The organism is Streptomyces sp. NPDC006798 (assembly GCF_040635975.1).
In the GTDB taxonomy this organism is placed as follows: Bacteria; Actinomycetota; Actinomycetes; order Streptomycetales; family Streptomycetaceae; genus Streptomyces.
Map to the genome: position 1 here is coordinate 31738 of NZ_JBEYIS010000046.1, position 20578 is coordinate 52315.

General features: G+C 70.1%; 20 protein-coding genes. 12 read left to right on the forward strand and 8 right to left on the reverse strand.

Annotated elements, in window-relative coordinates:
• Positions 1-224 precede the first annotated feature (224 nt).
• The 5 genes from ABZ714_RS26625 to ABZ714_RS26645 all read left to right on the forward strand — a co-directional run bounded on the left by ABZ714_RS26625 (position 225) and on the right by ABZ714_RS26645 (position 4120).
• On the forward strand, positions 225-2243 hold the full coding sequence (locus ABZ714_RS26625; protein ID WP_358827867.1) for a hypothetical protein: 2019 nt from the start codon (positions 225-227) through the stop codon (positions 2241-2243).
• A complete protein-coding gene (locus ABZ714_RS26630; protein ID WP_358827868.1) occupies positions 2240-2941 on the forward strand; it encodes a DUF721 domain-containing protein in 702 nt (233 codons plus the stop codon). Before ABZ714_RS26625 ends, ABZ714_RS26630 begins: the two co-directional genes overlap by 4 nt.
• A gap of 125 nt (positions 2942-3066) precedes the next feature.
• Entirely contained in the window at positions 3067-3366 is a 300-nt protein-coding gene (locus tag ABZ714_RS26635) for a hypothetical protein (RefSeq protein ID WP_358827869.1), read from the forward strand.
• Complete coding sequence (locus ABZ714_RS26640) at positions 3363-3623, forward strand: hypothetical protein (RefSeq protein ID WP_358827870.1); 261 nt, start codon at positions 3363-3365, stop codon at positions 3621-3623. Before ABZ714_RS26635 ends, ABZ714_RS26640 begins: the two co-directional genes overlap by 4 nt.
• 155 nt (positions 3624-3778) lie before the next feature.
• On the forward strand, positions 3779-4120 hold the full coding sequence (locus ABZ714_RS26645; protein WP_358827871.1) for a hypothetical protein: 342 nt from the start codon (positions 3779-3781) through the stop codon (positions 4118-4120).
• A gap of 64 nt (positions 4121-4184) precedes the next feature.
• Here ABZ714_RS26645 and ABZ714_RS26650 read toward each other — a convergent pair whose 3' ends face one another.
• Both ABZ714_RS26650 and ABZ714_RS26655 read right to left on the reverse strand, forming a co-directional pair.
• On the reverse strand, positions 4185-4334 hold the full coding sequence (locus ABZ714_RS26650) for a hypothetical protein (protein ID WP_358827872.1): 150 nt from the start codon (positions 4332-4334) through the stop codon (positions 4185-4187).
• Between the two features lie 71 nt (positions 4335-4405).
• Positions 4406-4558, reverse strand: coding sequence for a hypothetical protein (locus ABZ714_RS26655; protein WP_358827873.1), 153 nt, complete (start codon positions 4556-4558; stop codon positions 4406-4408).
• Between the two features lie 643 nt (positions 4559-5201).
• On the opposite strand from ABZ714_RS26655, the gene ABZ714_RS26660 reads away from it, so the two are divergent.
• Positions 5202-5486: a hypothetical protein gene (locus ABZ714_RS26660; protein WP_358827874.1), complete on the forward strand. Its 285-nt coding sequence runs from the start codon at positions 5202-5204 to the stop codon at positions 5484-5486.
• A 212-nt stretch (positions 5487-5698) separates the two neighbouring features.
• Entirely contained in the window at positions 5699-5980 is a 282-nt protein-coding gene (locus ABZ714_RS26665) for a hypothetical protein (RefSeq protein ID WP_358827875.1), read from the forward strand.
• A 354-nt stretch (positions 5981-6334) separates the two neighbouring features.
• Here the strand turns inward: ABZ714_RS26665 and ABZ714_RS26670 are convergent, their stop codons facing one another.
• Positions 6335-8962, reverse strand: coding sequence for an NB-ARC domain-containing protein (locus ABZ714_RS26670; RefSeq protein WP_358827876.1), 2628 nt, complete (start codon positions 8960-8962; stop codon positions 6335-6337).
• Positions 8963-9247: 285 nt separating this feature from the next.
• On the opposite strand from ABZ714_RS26670, the gene ABZ714_RS26675 reads away from it, so the two are divergent.
• Entirely contained in the window at positions 9248-9568 is a 321-nt protein-coding gene (locus ABZ714_RS26675; protein ID WP_358827877.1) for a hypothetical protein, read from the forward strand.
• Between the two features lie 104 nt (positions 9569-9672).
• Here ABZ714_RS26675 and ABZ714_RS26680 read toward each other — a convergent pair whose 3' ends face one another.
• A complete protein-coding gene (locus tag ABZ714_RS26680; RefSeq protein WP_358827878.1) occupies positions 9673-12354 on the reverse strand; it encodes an ATP/GTP-binding protein in 2682 nt (893 codons plus the stop codon).
• Between the two features lie 166 nt (positions 12355-12520).
• Here ABZ714_RS26680 and ABZ714_RS26685 point away from each other — a divergent pair, with 166 nt between their 5' ends.
• Complete coding sequence (locus tag ABZ714_RS26685) at positions 12521-12814, forward strand: hypothetical protein (protein ID WP_358827879.1); 294 nt, start codon at positions 12521-12523, stop codon at positions 12812-12814.
• On the opposite strand, the gene ABZ714_RS26690 is transcribed toward ABZ714_RS26685, so the two are convergent.
• The 4 genes from ABZ714_RS26690 to ABZ714_RS26705 form a co-directional block, all read right to left on the reverse strand.
• Complete coding sequence (locus ABZ714_RS26690) at positions 12766-14535, reverse strand: zeta toxin family protein (RefSeq protein ID WP_358827880.1); 1770 nt, start codon at positions 14533-14535, stop codon at positions 12766-12768. The two genes, ABZ714_RS26685 and ABZ714_RS26690, sit on opposite strands and share 49 nt — an antisense overlap.
• 148 nt (positions 14536-14683) lie before the next feature.
• A complete protein-coding gene (locus ABZ714_RS26695) occupies positions 14684-15103 on the reverse strand; it encodes a DUF4357 domain-containing protein (RefSeq protein WP_358827881.1) in 420 nt (139 codons plus the stop codon).
• A gap of 481 nt (positions 15104-15584) precedes the next feature.
• Positions 15585-16520 carry a helix-turn-helix transcriptional regulator gene (locus tag ABZ714_RS26700; protein WP_358827882.1) on the reverse strand — a complete coding sequence of 312 codons (936 nt, stop codon included), beginning with the start codon at positions 16518-16520 and terminating at the stop codon, positions 15585-15587.
• 129 nt (positions 16521-16649) lie between these two features.
• On the reverse strand, positions 16650-16805 hold the full coding sequence (locus ABZ714_RS26705; protein WP_358827883.1) for a hypothetical protein: 156 nt from the start codon (positions 16803-16805) through the stop codon (positions 16650-16652).
• Between the two features lie 590 nt (positions 16806-17395).
• Here ABZ714_RS26705 and ABZ714_RS26710 point away from each other — a divergent pair.
• The 3 genes from ABZ714_RS26710 to ABZ714_RS26720 all read left to right on the forward strand — a co-directional run bounded on the left by ABZ714_RS26710 (position 17396) and on the right by ABZ714_RS26720 (position 20435).
• The gene (locus ABZ714_RS26710) at positions 17396-18223 is read left to right on the forward strand and encodes a hypothetical protein (protein ID WP_358827884.1); all 828 of its coding nucleotides are present in this window, start codon (positions 17396-17398) and stop codon (positions 18221-18223) included.
• Between the two features lie 432 nt (positions 18224-18655).
• Positions 18656-20002, forward strand: a complete 1347-nt coding sequence (locus ABZ714_RS26715) for a sigma-70 family RNA polymerase sigma factor (RefSeq protein ID WP_358827885.1) — start codon at positions 18656-18658, stop codon at positions 20000-20002.
• Between the two features lie 163 nt (positions 20003-20165).
• The gene (locus tag ABZ714_RS26720) at positions 20166-20435 is read left to right on the forward strand and encodes a hypothetical protein (protein ID WP_358827886.1); all 270 of its coding nucleotides are present in this window, start codon (positions 20166-20168) and stop codon (positions 20433-20435) included.
• Positions 20436-20578: the final 143 nt, after the last annotated feature.

A 20578-nucleotide genomic window follows, 5' to 3' on the forward strand; every position in this document is an offset into this window, starting at 1 on the left:
TTTGACCTCCGGCCGTTGTCCACGGGTGGTCTGGGCCATGGTGCGCGGATGGATCAGTGTCTGACGGTTCTGCGGGGTGTCCGGTGAGCGCGGTCGCGGTGGCTGCTGCGGGTTTCCGGGTGCCGGGCCCTCGTCGGAGGCTGTCGGTGTCGGGCCCTGTTCTGGCGGGTCCGGTGCCGGTCCGGGGCCCTGGCCGTCCGTTGGCGCTGGGGCGGAGTACGCGGGTGCGTCTTCGTACCGCGGTCCGCGCGCTGCTGGACCTGCCCGGTCTGGAGAGCGCGCCGGACGCGGTGCGCCTGGCGGTGCTGGTGCTGGTGTCGCGGACGCCGTCGGAGACCGGTGTGGTGGAGATCCGTACGGCGGAGCTGGGCCGGTGGATCGGCGTATCCGCCTCGTACGCGGCCTCCGTGGTCGTGCCCGGGCTGCGCCGGTCCGGCACGGTCACCGTCGGCGCGGCGGTGGGTGAGTTCGGCCAGGACGACGGCCTCGAGTGCCGGGTGCTGCCGCTCGCGGCCGCCCGGGGCGTGACCGGGCACCCGCTGGCGCTGTCGAAGAAGGAGCTGGCGACGCTCCAGCGGCTGGTGGAGGCCGTGATGGCGCCGGGCTGGGCGCACCGGGACGGGTCGGTGACTCCGGCCGGGCTGGCCGGAACGCGTACCGGCCGGGGGGCGGCGACGGACCGCCTGGCGCTGCTGCTGCTGGTCCTGGAGGCGGGGGAGTCCGGGCGGGTGCGGCTGTGCGGCGGGAGCGTGGACACCCGGCGCGGCCGCGCGGCGGCGACGGTGGCCCGGCTGCTGGGCTGTTCGGCGTCGGCGGGGGAGCGGGTGCTGGAGCGTCTGGAGGACCGGGAGCTGGTGCTGCGGGTCCGGCTCAAGACGGGCTCCGGGCTGGCGAACCGGTCGCGGCTGATGGTGCCGGCGGTCGCCGCCGCGCACGGCCGTACCGTCGCCGACGACGTCCAGGAGGACCGTACGGAGGCCGGGGAGTCCGGTTTTTCAGACCCCGACGGTACGGCAGGGCCTGGTGAGGTACTGGAGGCGGAGACGGAGTCGCAGGTCAGCAGCGTGCCGGTGACGGACTCGGCGGAAAACGTAGACCCCGACGGTACGGCAGCCCTTCACTCTGATCACTCTTCTTCAGTTTCCCCTCGTGGTTCTCTCTCGCACTCTCGTGGCTTTTCCGGCGAAGGCCGTGGTGGTTCCGGTGATCTGCCGGACCGCGCGTGCGCGGGCGAGGACGGTGGCCCGCTCCGCGGGGAACAGCGGGAGAAGTCCCCGGTCGGCAAGGGCGGAAACGGCGGCCGCGGGCCGGTGTCCGGTGCTCCGGTGCGGGTCGTGGACGGTGCGCGTCAGGGCAGGCAACAGCGGGCGAGGGTGCCTCTGCCGCCGCAGGATCTGCGGGCCGTCCTGGCCCCGGTGGGCCTGGTGTGGGCCCGGCTGGAGCGTCCGGCCGCCCGCCGCCTGGTGGAGGCCGCCGCCCGCCGCGAGCTCCAGCGCGTGGTCGGGTTCGCCGGCCGCACGGACGCGCCGCAGGTTCTCGCCGACCGGCTCGCCCGGCACCTGGAGACCCAGATGCGGCTGGGCAGTTCGATCACGGACCCGGTGGGCTGGCTGATCGGCGCCGCCCTGCCGCAGCGTCAGCAGTGCGGCGACGTGCGGTGCGACGACCGCGTGCTGCTCGACTCCGGGCAGGACTGCCCCCGGTGCTCGGAGCGCCAGGAGGACCGCCGGGATCAGCGCCGCGCGGTCGCGGGCGCCGTCGACGCCGCCATGCCCGGCGCCTCGGAGGCAGAGCGTCGGGCGGCCACCGCCACGCAGCTGCACCAAAACGTGACGGCCAGGGCGTGGGCGAAGGCGTACGAGTGGGAGCAGCACCGTGCCCGGAAGGCCGCCGCAGCTCAGGCCCGCGCCGAAGCCGCGGCAGCCGCGCCGACCGAGGACGCCGTCCCGGCCGCGGCGGTGGCCCCGGTCGTCCTGCCCGCGCCCCGTCCGGCCGCCGCGCCCGCCCCGGACGTCGACGACGTCGACCAGGAGCAGGAGCTCGTCCTGGAGGACCTGACCCGCGAGCAGGTCCGCGACTGGCGGGTGCGCGCGATGAAGGACCACGACGTCGTCTTCGACCACATCGATCAGTACGGCGAGACGTCGGCCAGGCGCCTGTTCAGCAACCGGCTGGTCGACGAAGCGCAGCGCCTTTCGGGCACCCGCCACCTGGCCCTCCACACCACCTGGGGGCAGGCGTGAGCGAGGGCGGGGTGTCCGGGGTCGACCTGGCCCGGGTCGCGTTGCGGGCCGCGATGGAGCAGGCCCGGAAGAACGGCAGCGGCCAGAAGGCGAAGAAGAGGCCGCGGACCGGTACGGCGGTGCGGCGTGACGGGCGCGAGCCGATGGGCCTCGGCGCGGCGATCGGCGCGCTGATCGCCGAGCGGGCCTGGGAGTTCCCGGCCGCCGGCGGCGCGCTGCGCGAACGGTGGGTGGCCATCGCCCCCGACCTTGCCGGGCACATCACGGCGGTCGGGTACGACGCGGACACCGGCGAGCTGACGCTGCGCCCGGACTCGGCGGCCTGGGCGACGAAGGCCCGCATGGAGACGGTCCGGATCATCACGGTCGCCAACGAGGCGGCGGGCAAGCGGGCGGTGCGCACGGTCCGCGTGCTCGCCCCCGGCACGGTCACCACCGCCGTGACGACGGCCGCCGACTCCGAACCGGTCCGGGCGGCAGTGCCCGCAGGCCCGCCGCGTACCCGTGAGACCGCGTCGGCCGGCTACCACCGCGCGCTTGCCGCGCACCAGGAGCACCGGCGCGTCCGCGACAACGACATGGACCTGCGCATCCGCGCCGCTGCGGAACGCCAGAACCGGGCTCTCGTCCGGCGCCGCGAGCCGGAGGCCGCATTCACGGAGGCCGCCCAGACAGCAGCCCTTCACCCGATCCGGTGATCACCGAAGTGCTCCCGGACCGGTTGTTCGTGTGTGCCCTCTTCGCGCCCTGCCGGGCCGGGCTCCGGGCGGCGTAGCGTGGCGGGCACCAGGAGACAGTGGAGTCGGGAGAGAGGGACCAGGTCATGAGCCAGTCGGTGGACGAGGCCGGGACGTGGACCACCGTCATCGGCGGGGAGCTGGTGGAGCTCCCGGCGACGATAGAGGGGATCCGGGCGACGCTCTCCCCGGAACGGGCCGAAGAGTTCGACCTGGTCATCGCCCGTACCCATGCGGCCAAGCTGCCGCAGGTCCTCGCGGACTGGGCGCTCCCGCCGGAGGCGCTGGCAGAGGAGGACGAGGTGATCGCCCGGCTGAAGGCCGGCGACCACTCCGACTCGATCCCCCAGGACGACCTCGGCGACGGCGGGGGTGGAGAGCGGTGAGCCGCTACCGGATCGAGTACAGCGGCCTCGCCGCCGCGTCCCGCAAGGCCATGCCGCCGGACTACCGGGCCCGGTTCGAGAAGGAGATGGCGCGCACCCTCGGCACTGACCCGTACGGCCACGGATCCGACCCTGCCGGAAACCCCCGGGAACGGGACCGCCGCACCGCCACCATCGCCGGGGCCGTGGTCCGCTACTACGTCACCAACGGACTCGACCTGGTCGTCACCGCCGTCCGCATCCTCCACAGCCACTGACCCACATCCTCTGAAGCCCGGGACCCCGCTGCCCCCATCGGCAGGGTCTGGGCTTCCCACACGTCCCGGCCGGACCAGGCGCTGTAACGCCGTTGGTCAGTGCCTTGTGGCGGGCGGTGCGGTTGCGCGAACGGTCGTCAACCGAGATCCCTGCGGTGCCGTCCGTTCCGGTGATCTCGGGCCTGATCGCCGCTTCGACGGCTGTGGCCGTCGCCAGACTCGCGATCGTGCCCGACCCGATCACTCCCGACTTCCCTGCCGAGGACTCCCCCGACGGGGCAGGCCGGACGAGACCTGGCGTTGGCCGGGTCCGGTTCCCGCTCACGCGGTGGGTGCTCGCCCCGCGCACAACGTGGCAGGCGCGGCGCGTGGCCGCCGAGTTCGGCGAGGGGATGGATGCCCGGACCGCGTGGGCGATGGCCCGCCTGGCCCGTCATCCCGACGAACACGGCTACGCCATGGCCCACCTGGAGGACGAACGCCGAGCGGCGGACTGAGCCGCGAAACGACCAGGAACAGACCGGCGTCCGCACCATGGCACCCGCCGGGCCCCCGGAGGTGTCAGAGGCTGATCAGCCGTACGGCGGTGATGGTGAGGGCGGCTGGGGCGCTGGCGTAGTAGACGACGACCGCCTGGGCGCCGGGGAGGGCGACTTCGCGGTAGTCCCGCTCGCGGGGCCGGGGCGCGTACGGTTCGCCTGCGCGCCGCACCGGCGGCGCCACGCCAGACGGCCCTGGATCCGGCCGGGCGTGTGGCAGTCGCTCGGCCGTGGCCCGGCCGGTCAGTCGTCCGGGGTGAGGTTCACCTCTCCGCAGGACCAGCACGTCCACTCACCGGGCAACTCGTAGTGCGTCGTCGTCCAGAACCCCTTCGGACGCCCCTGGATCACGTTCGTCTCCCAGCACGACCCGCATTCGAACTCGAAGTCCTCCACACCCCCAGATTGCCGTCGCTCCCGCCCGCCGACGGAAGCTTCGGAAGGGTTTGTCGCGATCACAGCCCTGATTCCGCGATTCCGCCAGGACGGCCGACCCGGAATCCCGTACGCGTGATCGTCTTTCGGCCGGGTTGACGAACCGCCAGATGACCCGGGTGCGGGGCCGGTAGGGTGCCGGTGCGCACTGCGGTGCGCCTCCCCTCAACGGACGCGTCCGGGCCCCCGCCTTCGGGGCCCGGCCCGAATCCGAGAAGGAAGGCCGCCGGCCGGGAACTTCGGCGGCCGGTCTGAGGGGAGGCGCCCATGGGGCGTCACGGGAAGCGGAAGCCGAATCTCCGGAAGCGTGGCGAGGACCTGCTGGTCCGGGCCGCGCGGGTACTGGGGAGGTGGCTGAAGCGATAGGGCCGACCTGAGCCCCGACATATGAGGCTCAGGCCGAAAACCCTGTTCCGTGTGGCTCTCATCCTGGGGTTCCCGCCCGGGGTGGGAGCCGCTCCTCCGCAGGTGCACCCGGGGAGTCGCGTAGACGCCACGGTAGCCGATGGCCCCGGCCCCGGCGAGAGCACCGCGCGTCCAAGCCCGTCCCGCTGCGGACGGCGCTCCCGGCACCCCGATTCTTCCCCTTCTTCTGGAGCGCGCCGTGTCCGTACGGAAGACCCCCGAGACCCTCACCGAACTCCGGAAGGAAGCCGAGGAGATCACCCGGGCGCTCGCGGGCGTCACTCGCTCCGAGACCGACGTCGCCCGCGTTCTGGAACTGATCCGGGCAGCCGAGGAGCACCTCGAGTCGGTCGACGAGGGTTACTACCCCGACGAAGGGAACCAGGTCCACCTCGACCTGGCCGCAGCCCTCGCCGCTCTCGCCAAAGTCGGCGCCCGCGCCATCGCGCTCCGCCTCGACCGTGCCGACCCGCCCATGAAGTAGGCATCCGGGCTTTGCTGAGGAGTGCGTACATCCGCCCCGCGCCCGCGGGGTGTCCGCCGTCCCGGAATCGGTCGTTTCCAGGACGGTCGCCGTTCGCGGCCCGGCGGTCGCCGGGGCCGTCCCGGAAAACGTCCCGGAACCTGTAGGCGCCACCGGGAAGCGGGACGGGTATTCGAGACGTCCCCGGCGACCGCCGGGCGGAGGGGAAACGTGTGAACGGTGAGCTGGACGAGATCGCCCGCGCCGAGACGGTCGAGCGCGAACCGTGCCCGCGGTGCGGGGCGTCGCCCGGATCGGTGTGCCGGGCAGACTCCGGCGTCCACCACACCGGCCGCTACGCCAGGATCCCCGCGCTGAGGTCCGGACCCGCGATCCGCGACCACCGGCGCGACGAGGACCGGCTGCGGCTCGAGCGCATTCGGTCCGCACGCGAGGCACTCGTCGAGATCCTGCTGGCCGACCTGCGCTCGAACCCGCCCTCTACGCCCCGCTGACGACCAAGACGTACTCACCATCGTCTCCGCGCGAGCGGGACACGGCGGGTGTTCAGCCCGGCCCGCTGGTGATCGACGGGCACCTCCTGGCCGGGCGCGCCCACCGGTCCGGCCACTGCCGCGCTCGCCGCACATCAGAAGTCGGTACCACCGTCGCGGGTGGATCCGGCCATCCCTGAGGCGGTGGAGTGGCAGACCGCCGCCACCGGTGACCGGCACGCGCGCCCCGACACTCCGCCCGGCTGGCACAAGACGGCTTCCTCGTCAAAAACCCCGCCGACCTGCCCGACCAGCAAGTAGCGCGCGCAACAGATACCCCGTCGGGTCGATCTGAATGGACAATATCTTTAAGATTTATCGCTCAACGATCCATACTTCGACAGCCCGACTCTTCCCGGATTTAATGATCATTTTATAGGAGATCTCAGACCCGACCCGGAGTTGCGCAAACTCCCCCGCAGGTCGAACATCCGTTGCGTGGAAAAAGGCATCCGGACCACCGTCGGCTGGTTTAACGAATCCGAAACCTCGCTCAGACTGAATATTCTTGACGATGCCGTATGAGCGGTCGGCCCCTTCGGCCGAACTCACTCCAAGCCATCGCGCCAGCGAGATGTTGATAGCGATTGCCGCCCGGCCAAGGTAGTCATCAGCTGCCTTGAGGCGCACGCCTCGGGAAAGACTCCTCGCGTAGTTCACGCGATCGCGAACCAGGTCGTCGGCAGTGACGCCTTGCAGGCTTTCCAGTGCATCTTTCAGCGATTCAAGGATCTCCAGGCAGCCAGCATAGTCCGAGGCTCCATACAGTTTACTCGCCGTAGACATTGCCGATTTTACATAGATCTCAAGAACGCGAGATTTGATCTCTAGGGCGGTTTCTGGGCTGTTGAGCAAGGATAGGCAGGTGTCTCTTGCCAGCTCATCATGTCCAAGCTGTTGATGAGTCTTAGCGATTTCAACCCTGATGGTTGAACTTCGGGGATCGAGAGCGGCGGCCCGCTGAAGGTAGGTTAGACCGACCTGCGGTTGGCCGAATTCGTTAATCAGGAATCGAGCATAGAACCAATTCAGTGCGGAACTATCGGAATTGAGTCCGAGCGCCTTCTCGAAAGCCGTATTGGCTCCGTGGAAGTTATGTCCAGCAATACGCGCCATGGCCTCGATGCGGAAGCACTCGTGATAATCAGGAGCCAGTTCAGTGGCATCCTGGATGATTTCTAGCGCAATCCCCAACTCGCCCCGATAGATGAGGCTCAACGCTTCAAGAAGCTTGGCCGCGACGCTGAAATCTTTAGCGTCGCGCACGTCGAGCGAGTTCGTGTCATAACGGTCACGCTTGGACTTCAAGGCGATCTGCTCGCCATAGGCAAATAGGGTGGAATTTCTTTCGCGAAGCCAATGCTGCTCTTCTTCGGATACCGGGTGATGTTTCTCCAGGTAACTGAGGGCAAACTCACTCAGTTCGTACTCTGTTACTACGGAGTTGCCGGATTTTGCCGTGCGCATGAGAACGAAGTTTGTCGTGATCAATTCGAGAATTGCGGACTGCAAGCGCTTGACGTCCAGGTCATTCAGATATGCCAGCTCAGCTTGATTGTGAGTGCCGGTCAATGTCTGCATGGATCGCAGCACGAGTCGCCCACTCTCGCTGATGTACCCATACACATTCGACATGCAATAGTCAAGAAGTAGGCCGCTACTGAGGGCATCCTCAGGGCGTCGACCGGACTGCACCACGGAAACAAACCACTTGATGTACAGAGGGTGTGCCGAGGTCTTCTCGATGATGCCGTTTATTACAGCCGGGCTGACTCCTTGCAGAGCAGGGACATTTCGAATCTTAGCCAAGGAGCGGAGCAAGTTGATTGCTTCGCCCTTCTCCAGCGGCTCAACCCTGATCGGCATTTCCATAGCACCAATACCAATTCGACTTGTAATAATCACCTTGCTTCCGTTAGGCAGTTCGGCTAGGAACTCGCGCAGCTTTGCGTCGAGCACAGTTTCCAGATTGTCCAAGATAAGCAGCACTTTGAAGTGCTGCATATATTCAAGGACTTCCGCCATTGGGTCCTCGGTGGCATTCTTTCCGCCGAGCTCCTCTGCAGCAGCCCTCAGCAACCCAAGAGAGTCCTTCACGGCGCCTTGGATCTTTTTGATCTCTCCGGCAGTGAGTAGAGAGTTTCGCGCAGTCGTCCAGACGACAGCGTCGAATGGATTGTCAGGGGAATCCAAAATTTCGTAAGCAGCTTTAAGGGCAAGTGAAGTTTTTCCGATTCCGCCGTCACCCACGAGGCTGATTACTGGATAGGGGCCTCGGACATGCTTAATCAGCGCCCTGACTGTGGACTTCCGTCCAACAAACCCCGTCTCGTCGAAATCTGGGATGGGGAGGTTGTGTCTAGTCACCGAATCGGTGGGGACATCAAGGAACCGGATTTCGAGGCCCAAGACAAAGGAGGGGTCTCTATCAAGCTCTGCGAGCACTTGATCACATCTTGGCGTATCGATGTCTGCAGAGTCAGAGAAGTGCTTTACGATGTCAAGTACTGTGGGCAGGTCGTCAAACTCCAGAGGTCGAGTATGGGCGACTCGATTCCTCACGGGGATGAGTTTCTGGAGGAGTGCAGTGTTCTCCCTGACGAAATCACGCTCACGTGATTCAAGGTTACTCCCCGCAGAGTTGAGGATCTCAAATGAGTCGGCGAACTCTACATAGGGGAGCAGATCTGTAAGGCTGGGGGCCGAAACACCGCCTTGGTCTCGCGTAAAGCGCTGAGCCGCACTCGCCATGCGGTTTTCTCCTAGGACATCTTCCACTGGAATTCCGTACATGGCGAACTCAATTCGCAGCCTGAGGTCTTCCTCAATCGCCGACAAAAGTGCGAAGCAGGTTAGACGGGTTGCGCTCAGGCCCATGTTCTTGCCCTCTCGGTTACCTCGATGCGAGAGGTCCAGGCTAAGGCCGCCGCCATAACCTGTCATGCCGTTTGCTGATTCTAGTCGTTTTGGGGGCTATAGCCGATATAAGGCTTTGCTTGTGATACCCGCCTCACCCGCCCCCCTAGTCCACTCCGCCCCACTACGGGGATACTCGGCCCGGGGTCGGTGGTGGAGGCGGATCGGGTGCTCGGCCGGTCTTGCGGCTGCCGGGGCGCCGCTACCACTGCGACATGTGTCGCGGTGGTCTGGGGGCTCGCTCCGGACCTCGGGCCGGTCCATCCGGGTGGCCGTACGCCGACCGCCGGGCGGGATATCGTGGAGCACCTGATGACCGTGTCTTTTCATGATCTGGCAGGAGGGCCCGGGGTGGCCGAAGATCCTATCGCGCAGAGCGAGCTCGCTGCGCTCACCCGGCGCTACGAGCAGGCCCAGGGCAAGATCGACCGCGAGTTCGGGATCGTCAAGTCGGACCTGACCGCAGTCCGTCTCCAGGTGGGCAACCTGGACCAGAAGGTCGGCGGCCTGGACGAGAAGATCAGCGATCTCGCCCAAGAGGTGCGGGACCTGAACACGAAGATGGACCGCAACCAGGCGCAGATCGTCGAGTTGCTGTCGCATCTCGTCGGCCGGGACCCCGGCACGAGCTGATCTCTTCCCTTTCCCACGGCAGTGGCCTCGGACCCGGGATCTTCCGGGTCCGAGGCCACTGCCGTGTCCGCGTGCCGTGCGTATGGATCCGTTGCTCCTGAGGGTCAGGACGAGGCGGTCAGGCGATCGCGGCGGGTGGTGACGAGGGTGCGCCAGCGGTTGCGTACGGCGGTGTGGCCGTCGAGCCAGTGGACGGTGGGGCGGGGCGGGTGGGGGAGGTCGCCCATGGCGGCGGCGATGTCGGTGAGGTAGGCGAAGTCGCCGTTCGCGGTGAGGGTGTGGAGCCGGTCGACGGTCTCGGCCAGGTGGTCGTGCTCATCGCGGACGGCGTGGTGGAAAGCGAGGGCAAGCTCGAGGAACCGGGTCAGCCAGGGGAGCCCGGCGTCGGTGATCTCCCGCCGTAGCTGGTGGGCGCGGCCGGGGACATCGTGGCCGGGGTGTCCTGCGTCTTTGATCAGGGCGACGGTGTGGGCGAGGAGGGTGGTGGCGCGCTGGTCGAGGCCGTCGAGGTACTGGTGGGCGAGGCCGAGCTCGTCGCCGGCGCGGGCGGGGTCGGCGAACGCGGTCGCGAGGGCGAGGCGGGTCTGGGCGATGGCGCGCTCGCCGGGGGCGTCGTGCTGCTCGGCCTCGGCGCGCGCGGCCTCGAACGAGGCAACCGCCTCGCCGATGTGGCCGTGGGGCCAGTGGATGTCCCCGGCAACACGGTGGTGGCGCCCCTTCCAGCCCAGGGTGGGGACGGCGGCGAGGGCGGCGGGGAAGGCGCCGGAGATCCGGTCCAGGTTCGCGAGACCCCGCAGGGCCTTCGGGGCGAGCCGACCGCCCGCCTCGGCGACCTGCCGCATTCCCGTACGGGCCTCGGCGGTGCGGCCGAGGTCCTTGTGGGCTTTGGCCTGGTAGTAGAGGGCGAGATCGGCCAGCTCGCCGTCGAGGAGGCCGGTGCCGAGGACCGTGGTGAGCCGGTCGGCGGTCCGCGCCCGGTGCTCGTGCTGGCGGCGCGCGATGGCGGTCAGCAGCTCGGCCAGGGCGTCGGCGGCCGTCTCGAGCCCAGCGCCGCCGGTACCCGGGCCCGGTTCGCCGTCCGGGACTCCGCCGGAACCGGTGCCGACGGTGGTGGTGGGTGGGGCGAGGGGTTCCCATATCGAGTCGTCGGTGTAGGCGTGGGCGGCGTCGGTGAGCCAGCCGAGATCGGTGAGGCGGTGGTCGCGGGCCAGGCGCAGGCCCTGGCGCAGGCACGCCACGAGGAGCATCCGGCCCGGCGCGCCCGCGGCCGCGGCGGTAGTCCATTGTTCGCCGAGGGCGGCCAGGGCGTGGCCAGCGGCACGGTTCCAGTCGGCGGGGGTCCAGTGGTCCTCGGTCCGGTCGTCGCGCAGCGCCGTACGGATCGCTCGGTGGAGGTGGTAGGGCCACAGCGCGTACGGGTTCTCGGTGATCAGCGGGCGCTCGGCCAGGCGGCGGGCGGGGGCCTGGTGGGTGAGGCCGGCGGCGCGGGTGGCGAGGTCGAGGTCGAAGGCGTCGAGGAGGCTGACCGAGCGCAGGACGTGCCGCTCGTCCGGGGTGAGGTCGGACAGGGTACGGGCGACCAGGGAGGGGAAGCTGTGGTCGAAGTCGTCCGGTACGGGGGTGCGGGTGCGGCGGATCTCCAGGAAGCGGCCGACGGCGAGGTCGAGGTGGAGGGGGAGGCCGTGGGAGCGGGCGGTGATCACCGTACGGATCCCGGGCCCGATGACGGGCTCGCCGTCCTGGACCAGGCGGCGGGCGAGGTGGGTATCGCAGTCCTCGGGGGAGAGATCGCCGACCAGATGCTGCCGCCCACCCGCCCCCGCCCCGAGGCCGGGCCAGGCGGCGGGGCCGGTCCAGTCGAGCCGGCCGTGCAGCGCCGGGTCAGCCCAGGCGAGACGGCTGCGCCCGCTGATCACGAAGAAGACGTTCGGCATGAGATACACCAGGCGCTGCAGGAGGCGCTCGAAGTCGCGGTGCCGGTCGGCGGTGTCCTCGAACGTGTCCAGCAACAACACCGGGGTCACCGCGTGCTTCGCGGGCAGCCTGCCGAGCTCCCAGGCGAGCAGGTGCGGATAGAAGGACAAGGCCTCCAGATCAGGAGTCGCCTCCAGCAGGGCAGCGGCGTGGGAGCAGGCGGCCAGGGCGCGGGCGCGCTCGCGGCGCTCCCGCAGTCCCTCCACCAGGGTGGCGGCGACCTGCCCGGCCGCGGCTCCGCCGGGCAGCTGGAGCGCGGCCGCCATCCCGCCGACCGCGGACTGCATCTGCTGGGGCAGCGTGGCCGCGAACCGGCCCACCAGCCCGGTCCGCCGTAGATACTCGTCGAGCGGTTCACCGGGGTGGGTGTGCTCCCAGTACCGGCGCAGCGCCACGTCGAAGGCGGGCAGCGGGCGGCCGGGGGTGGCGGCGAGGGCGAGGCGGATCGTGAGGAGGACGCGCTCGAAGTCCGAGCCGGTCGACGCCGAGCGGGCCAGATCGATCCGGACCGGGAGCAGCCGCTGTGTCCAGGTGACCTCGCCCCACTGGGCGGGGCGCTGGCCAGCCGTGGTGAGCGAGGCCTCGATCTTGCGGAGCAGGGTTGATTTGCCGATCCCGCCGACGCCGTGGAAAACGATCACATTGCGGCGCGGGGCCTCCATATCCTCCACATCGAAACCCGGCGCGGCGACCCGCTGCAGGTGTTCCTCCAGCGCGCCGGCGACCGTCGCCCACTGGTGCTCCCGGTTGGTGAACGCCTCGTCGGCGTCGAGTGGTTCGTTGGAGCTGAACAGTGTGCGCAGATCGGCCATGGTCCCCCCACAGGTCGTCGCTGGAATCTCCCAACCTATGCCGTACGGGGCGCGGCGGCGGCATCCTGAAGGCGCGGCGGCGGCGCTGGTGTTGGACCGTGGCCGGTCGTCAGCCGAGAATGGGCTCTTTGCCGCTTGCTGCTATTTCTCCCGTGAAGGTGACCCCGTGGACGATCCGGTACCCCCCTCTGATCCGGCCGGCCCTGTCGGCGACGCCGGTCTCGGGGCAGCCCTGGCCACGGTGGACCTGGTCCTGGCGTGGTACACCCGGCGGATCCTGGAGGAGCGGAGGGCCTCCACCGCCGATCCCCGGCGTCTGGCCGAGCTGCTGGCCCGGAGGACGGCTGGGGTGCGGGACCGGAACCGGCTCGCGGAAGCCGACCCGGCGGAAGTAGCCCGCCTGGGCCGGCTCTACGCGGAACGTCTCAAGGAGCTGGAGGAGCGGGGGACGGCGCCGTGAGCGGGCCGTAACCGGCCCTGGGGAAGGGGCAGGGCGAGGACTGCGGACGGGCCGGACAGACTGCGCGGCCGCAGACGCGCGGGCATCAGCGGCCATGCCAGGCGGGCGATGCGCGTCAGATCGGCGCGGTACTGCGGCAGGACGGCCCGCAGACGGCGGTGAAGCGCCCAGAACCGGGCCGCTTCCTCGGCGGTGTAGGGGCGGGTCTGCTCGGCGAACAGAGCGCTTGCCGCTCCCGCCGGTCTCTCCCAGCCGCCGTCCGGGGCCCGCTCGTTGCGGTGGAGGACCGTGCCGTCGCGCCGCACCACCATCACCGAGTCGGCCACCGGCGCCCGCTCGGCAGCCGCCACCGCCTCGGCCAGTACCGAGAAGTGGACAGCGTGCCCGTGCGCGGTGGTGAACCGGGCGGGAACACCGAGCCCGATCATCCGGGCGCAGCGGTCGGCGGTGCCCTGGCGGGAGTCGGCCGCGCGCACGGCCAGGACCACCAGCTCCACCCGGTAGCCCGCCTGCCGGTAGAGCGCCGCGGTGTTCACGAGGGACGCCGCGCTCGCGGGCGCGATCTCGACGACGACGTCCGCGCGCCGCCCGCGTACGAGTTCCTCGGCCATCGCCTGCCACGCCCGGTAGTCCGCGCGGATCCGCTCCCCGGCCGTACGCGGCTCCTCCTGGAGGAGCTGGAAGTAGTCGGGGTGGGCCGTTTTGAAGATGTCGCCGCTGATCCGCACCGGGCTCCGCAGAGCGTGCCGGATCATGCGGGTCATCCCGGTCTTCCCCGACCCGGGCTGCCCCATGAGGAAGACGGCGACCGGGCGTTCCTGGGGCGTGAGGTCTTCCAGCAGGTCCGGCGCGATCAGGTGGTCGAAGATGTAGCGGTGTTCCTCGGCGGAGAGGCGGTGGTAGTCGGTACCGGGCGCATCCGGCCTGGGCTGGGCGGTGCGGCGGACGGGCTCGGCGAGCGCGGCCGCGCGTTCCGCGTCGCGGCATACCGCCAGCGCCCAGTCCGCGGGGAGCCGGGGATTGTGGGCGCGGCGGTCGGCGTCGGCGAGCTGCCGGCGGAACGCGCCGGTCTCGGCCGCGGTCCACGGGCGGGCCCGCTCGGTGTCCACCGCCTCCGCCGCACGGGCCGGACCCGTCCACCGGCCGGTGCCGTCGGGCCCGTTGGCGTACACGACGTCGGCGCCGCGGCGGACGACGGTCACCCGGTCGGCCAGGCGTCCGCTCTCGACGGCAGCGAGGGCCCGGGGGAGCGCTGCGGCGCAGGCGGCCTGGTTGTCCCAGGAGACGTACCGGGCCCGGCCCTCCTCGGCGAGCCGCAGGTACCGGTCCAGCACACCGAGCTGGGACACGGCCTCCGGCACCGCCAGGGCCACCACCTCGATCCGGTACCCCGCCCGCCGCCACCCGGCCAGCGACGCCAGCCACGCGGCCGGGTCGGCCAGCGCCTCCTCCACCACCAGGTCGAACCGGCCCTCCCGGGCCCGGGCTTCGGCCTCGGCCCGCCACCGGTACGTCTCCTCCCGTACCCGTACTCCCGCCGTCCGTACGTCCTCGGCGAGGAACGCGGCGTAGCCCGGATGGTGGTCCTTGTAGGTATCGCGGTCCACCCGCACCGCCCCGCCCCGCGCCTCCAGCGCCCCGCACGCCACATCCACCACGAACGTCTTACCGCTTCCCGGCTGGCCCAGGACGAACACCACCACCGGGCGCGTCTGCGGCACCGCACGGGACAGGCCACCCGCGAGCACCGGCGCAGCCGGAACCGAAGGCTGCGCGGGCGGGGGCGGGGAACTCACGTCATTCCTCCAGGACGGTTCACGGTACGGCCGGGCGAGCCGGGCCGGTCAGGCACGGGAAGACAGGGACCGGTCAGTCCTGGCGGAGCCGGTCCCGCAAATCGGTCAGCGCGCAGCCGTCCGCGGTACGCCACATGAGCCACCCGTTCGCCGGGCTCCCCGTGACGGCGGAGGCCGCCTTCGACGGCGACGCGTACGGCATGGCATGGCCCTCGACTACGAGGCGCCCGTCCGAGGCCACCGTCGCCACCGCCTCCCGGCCCGCGCGCTGCTGCCGGAACGACAGCACATCACCGGCCGTCAGGAGCCCCTCCCGCAGCAGCTCCGCGAGCGGCCCCTGCGGCGCGACCGCCCCTGCCGATCCTGCACCGGCCGGTTGCGCAGTGCCGGAGGTGACGTCGAGGGACAGCGTGAGATGAACGGTCTCGTCCGGACCGGCCGCGACCAGCTTCGCGATCACGGACTTGTCGAAGGACAGGCTCACAGTGGGCATCGGCGGATCCTCCCCGGCAGTACGAAACCTTCACTCCTGAATACTCTATCAAGGAGTATTCAGGAGTGACGGGGCGGATCCCGGCCTCGCCCGCCGCAGTACGGACCGGGCAGGTTTCAAAAACTGGGACTCATCCGAGGCCCTGCCGCCCGGAGCGCAGTCCTGGCCCCTGGCGGCCCGCTGTCACGTTCCGGCGTATCTCACCGCCGTCCGACTGCAACTGCGGTCCCGGCTCCTCCGGCGATTGCGCGGAGCCGGGCCGACGGCCGGCGCGACCGCGCGGCGGCCGTCCTCATACCCGACGGTCGGCTACCCGTGGGGGACGACGACGGTACGCGCCCGTGCGTTCCCTGAACCGGCCGCCGCTCCCGGGCGCTGGCCGAGGAGGCCTACCAGTGGACGGGGGCTCCGCGATCCGTGCCGTCGGCGGAGTCGTGGTGGTCGCCTTCTTCTTGTGTGGGGCGGGCTGTCCGGCTGGTGGTCAGAGGAAGCGGGGGGCGGTGTGGCGGGTGGTTTTGAGGCGGCTGAGGGGGAGGGGGCGGTGGTGGAGGTCGGTGGCGAGGATCTGGCCGAAGGCGGTGAGGAGGTTGCTGACGCGCTGGGTGGGGGGTGGCGGGGGCGGGACGGCGGGCCGGGGGCGCGGGGCGCGGGTGCGTTCGGCGCTCCAGGCGCGGTGGAGGACGTCGGCGTCGGCGCCGAAGGCGGTGGCCAGGCGTTCGGTGAGGGGCCAGCTGGGGAAGTCGGTTCCGGCGAAGACGCGGCTGAGGTAGCTGGCGGAGACGCGGGTGCGGTTGGCGAGGTCGCGCAGCGGGATGCGGCTCTCGCGGTGGAGGATCGACAGTACTTCGGCGAGGTGGGAGCGCGATGCCCTGATGGTCGGCTCGGCCGCGGTGGCGGCCGGTTCGGGTTCGTCCGGTGGGCTGTTGCCGGTGCCGTCGGGGGTGTCGGCGCCGGGCGGGGGGGCGGGATGGTCCGGGGTGGTGTCGAGGAGGCGCTGGAGGCGGTCGGCCCGGTGGGAGCGGCGGAGTGTTTCGGGGCTGGTGGCCAGCAGGGTGCCGAGGGTGGTCCAGGTGATGCCGCGCTGGCGGGCGTGGTGGACGAGGCCGGCGGACAGGACGCGGGCGCGGCGTTCGAGGCGGTCGCTCGCGGTGACGAGGCTGGTGGCGGAGGCGGTGGCGCTGGAGAGGAGAAGGGCGAGTTCGGTGAGGTCGGCCTGGAGGTCCTGGACGAGGCGGGCGAGACGCTGGTCGTAGGCGTCCGGCGGGGGGTCGTCGGCGTCGGGGGTGTGGCGTTCGCGGTAGGCGGCCTGGCGGCAGGCGCGGCTGCAGTAGAGGGCGGGGCGGCCCCGGGCGCCGGTGCGCGGGGGGATCGGGCCCTGGCAGAAGGCGCAGAGTACAGAGGGGGCGGGTGGGGGCATTTCGATTTCCACTTCCGTTTTATCGTCACGGATCCGGTCGAGTTCTGCCGTTTGTTTTCGGCGTCCCGGGCCGGGGGGCCGTGGAGACGGGGGTTCCGTCTCCACGGCCGGGGGCGAGCGTGGTCTCCGCTACTTGGTGAGGAAATCCCACACCAGGAGGCATACCTCGGTGGTGACGGCGGTGACGGCGGCCGCGATAAGGGCCTCGGCCAGGGCCCGCCGGGGGCTGGTAATGAGGATCACCGGCCCGCGGGGGACGGCGAGGAAGTGGCAGTGAACCGGCACCGCGTGACGTTGGGTATTTTCGTCACGGCTGCTAGTCTCACCGAGGCGGAAAAAGGACCAGCGAGGCCGTTCACGTGCAGGTTTACTTCCGCCGGGGTCAGGAAAAATGGACATGGTCATGTTCTTTCCTCGATCTGTTTGCAATTGCGGCGTGGGCCCCGCGCATTGCGGGTGGCAGCCCATGCGGGGCTCACGCAGCGATGACCCTAGCCTCACCGAGGGTGGGCAGACAATCTGAGTACACAGAGTGACAATCGCCCGGATTTCCGACAGAAAATCCCTCACCAAAACAGGGCACACTCGACAAAAATCCGGCCGCTACGCGCGTTGAATTCTCACGACGCCATTCATATTTGATTTCACCCGTACGGTCAAACTGTTTGTGGTATAAGCAGGTTCCCGGGTGGCCGGAAGAGCGGCCATATTTAAATCTGCAACATTCCACGAGGCGGAGAGTTAGCGGCCCTAACATGACTCCCGGGTGCCTCGTCCGGCACCTGCCCCGGACCCGGTACCCGCAGCCGGACGCCCACCGGCCCGCACTGCGTCTCCGGGGTGCCGGACCGGCTGCCGGAGGCCAGGCTGGGATCGTGGATACCGAGAAGGCCGCGGACGAGCTGTACGGCCTGCCCCCGGCACAGTTCACTTCGGCGCGGGACGCACACGCGGCCGAAGCCCGGAAGGCGGGGCGGAAGCCGGAAGCGAAGGCGATCTCGGCGCTGCGGAAACCGACGCTCGCGGCATGGGCCGCGAACCTCCTCGTCCGCCGAGCCCCAGCGGAGGCCGACCGGTTCCTCCAACTGGGCCGCGCGCTGCGGCAAGCCCACCGGTCCCTGGACTCGGATCAGCTCCGCACGCTGGGGCATCAGCAGCACCAGGTCATCACCCGCCTCGCCGGCCAGGCGGCCGACCAGGCCGCAGACGCCGGGCACCCGCTGAGCGAGTCCGTACAGCACGACGTCGAGCAACTGCTGCGCGCGGTCCTGGCCGACCCGGATACCGCGAACCTGTGGTCGGCCGGCCGGCTGGTGAAAGCCCCGGCTGCGACCGCTGGCTTCACCGGGCTCGGCCCCGACGTCCTTCCGCCCCGCCGGGCCGGCGCACCGGCTCCAGCCAGCAGTACGGCGCCGCCCGCTTCCGGCACGTCCGCACCACGGACAGCAGGCCAGCGCGAGCCCGGTGCCGCCCGCGACCGCGCCCGCAGGGACGCGGCCCGCCGTACGGCGAAGGCGGGGAAACAGGAGGCCGACGCCCGACTCACCGAAGCCGAGGGACGCGTCGCCGGACTGGAAGAAGAACTGCGCCGGGCCCGGGGCGAACGGACGCGCGCCCGCACCGCAGCCCAAGACGCGGCGGCCCGCCTCCAACAGGCCGAACAGAGAGCGGGAAAAGCTCGAGCCGAAGCCGATGGCCCGTGAATCCGCACGGCACCGACAACGTCACCGTAGCGGCGCGCCCGGGCCCGGCCGTACCTGGAAGTGCGGGGCCGGCTTCTCTGGGAAGTACCCCGAACGGCTCCTCAGCGTGACCGCTCCCGCCTCTTTCCACCTCGCGCTGCGCGGGTGTTCCTCTCCAGCAGCAGTGACAGGTCGTCTCCCGCCGGGGGTCCTAGCTGACCGGGTCGGCGCGCCGGTGGCGGTAGTTCTGCTCGCTTCCCCGACGGCATCCGGCCAGCCTCGATCTGTCGGCGAACGCGTCCGTGAAGACCTTCGGTGCGGGCTGGGGACCGTACTCAGCAGGGCACCGGACGAGAAACCGGTGGAGTTGTCCAGAAGTTGAGCTGGACAACTATGGATAGGCGGCGCTCTGGACCACAGTGGTACTCCCGATGAGTGCAAGGAGCGCTACCGATGTCCGAGCGACGGCCAACCCGTCGGACCCGTCCGTGGGGGCCGCTCAAGGGCGCGACTCCGCAGCAGAACAAGGCCGCCGAGATGCTGCGGACCTGGCTGGACCAGGCGGATCTCACCATCAGCGCCCTGCATGCGGTGCTGGCCAAGGGACGGGGGCCCGTACAGAGCCGGGCCACCGTCTCGGACCGGCTCGCCGGTCTCAATCTCACTGAGGACTTTGTCGACGCTGTGGCCAACGCCTGCTTTCCTGCGGACGAGGCACCGCACCGCGCCCGTCAGGGCCGCCGGGTCCTCGGCGGTGGTGAACCCGCAATGGTCGGTACTTCGGGCACACCGCCGGTCGTGGCGCCAAGGAGCGGACCGACAGGCAATGGCCGGGTCGCGGATCCACGGCCGGACCCACGACTCCCCGCAGACCACGCCCAGTTACGCCTCAACGTCGTTGAGCTGGGGCGCAGACTGAGCGCCAGCATCAAGGACACTGCCGCGCTCACGGAGGAGCGGAACACCCTGCGTACAAAGTGCGGGGCGCTGGAACGGGCGCTCTCGGCTTCGGAGTCGACCGTCCGTGCCTTGAAGGAACGGCTGGCAGCCGATGTTGAGGGGCCCGCCAAGGTGCGTACAGCCTGCCATGCTGCCGTGCACGGGCTCGCTTCGGTTCCGCCCTGTCGTGAGGCGGGGGGTCGGCCGGAGCCGGGCAGTGCCTCCGGGTACCGGCTGCAGGAGCCGGGCGCCAAGCCCGCCTCTGTGATGCCACCAGCCCTCCCAGTGGAAGTCCCGCCCGGGGCGTCGGCCGCCCAACCGGTCAGGTCCGCCGCACCCCGGGCCGCAGCGGTCCCTGTCCCCGAAGCCCTGATCCCCGCTTTCGAGGTCTTCCGCACCTACAACGCTGCGCGCTACACCACCTACGCACGCCTCCACCTGCCGCGCGACCGCGCCGACGCGGCCGTCAAGGCGACCTTCGACGTACTCCTCGAAGTCTGGACCGATTTCCTGGGGCATCCGGAGCCCGCTGCCCTGGCCTGGCAGTTGCTTCGGCGCCAGGTCGGCAAACAGGCTCGGGCTGTGTCCGACATGCATCAGGTGCGCCATGCGCTGCGGGACGCCCGGACTTCCCTGGGCGCGATGACGAGCACGACGGGCCTGTTCACCGCGATCGCCGAACTGCCGGAACGTCAGTTCGATGTGATCGTCCTGCACTACATGATGGGCTACTCGCACTCCGAAGTCGCCCAGCTGATGGGCCTGGGGGAACATTTCGTTCGCTCGAGTGTGCGCCACGCGAAGGGACATTTGGCGAGGAGTCTCGCCCTGCGCGACGCGGATGCCCTGCCGCTGTGGTGAGTGGGACCCACGCGCGGGCTCGGGACCCCCCGGAGCACCATCGTTTCACCAAGGCCGCACGGTGGGGCCAGCACCCTCTGCCGACCCCACCGCTTTCAGCTGCCGGGACGCGTCACGTCGACCATGTCCCGTCCCGGCCTCCGCAGTCCTCAAGGAGAACTACGTGACCGACAACCGTAACGCGGACGAGGCACCCCGCGCCCCGGCGATCAGCATCACGGTCCGGGGCGGCCAGACAAAACTGGTGGTGTCCGCGCCGATGACCATCATCGGTGCCGACCCCGGCTCCCGTAGCGACGCCGCAGCTACGGCGCCTGCGCCTCTAGGGGCAGTGGATCCGCCGTTCTGGGCCCGTTCTTCTGTCCTCTGGAGCGCGGCCGCAGCTGTGGCCGCTATCGCTACGGCAATACTGACCTGGTGGTTCGGCGGCTGATCCGATCGGCGGCCGGGCAGGATCCACCGCCCGGCCGCCAGCGGCTCACCTGGGCCGTGACTCCTCCGGAGCCGCCTCGGGCTCGCGCGGCTATCCGGGCGGATAGTCCGCTGTACATGCCCCACAAAGGGCCCGCTCGTGAT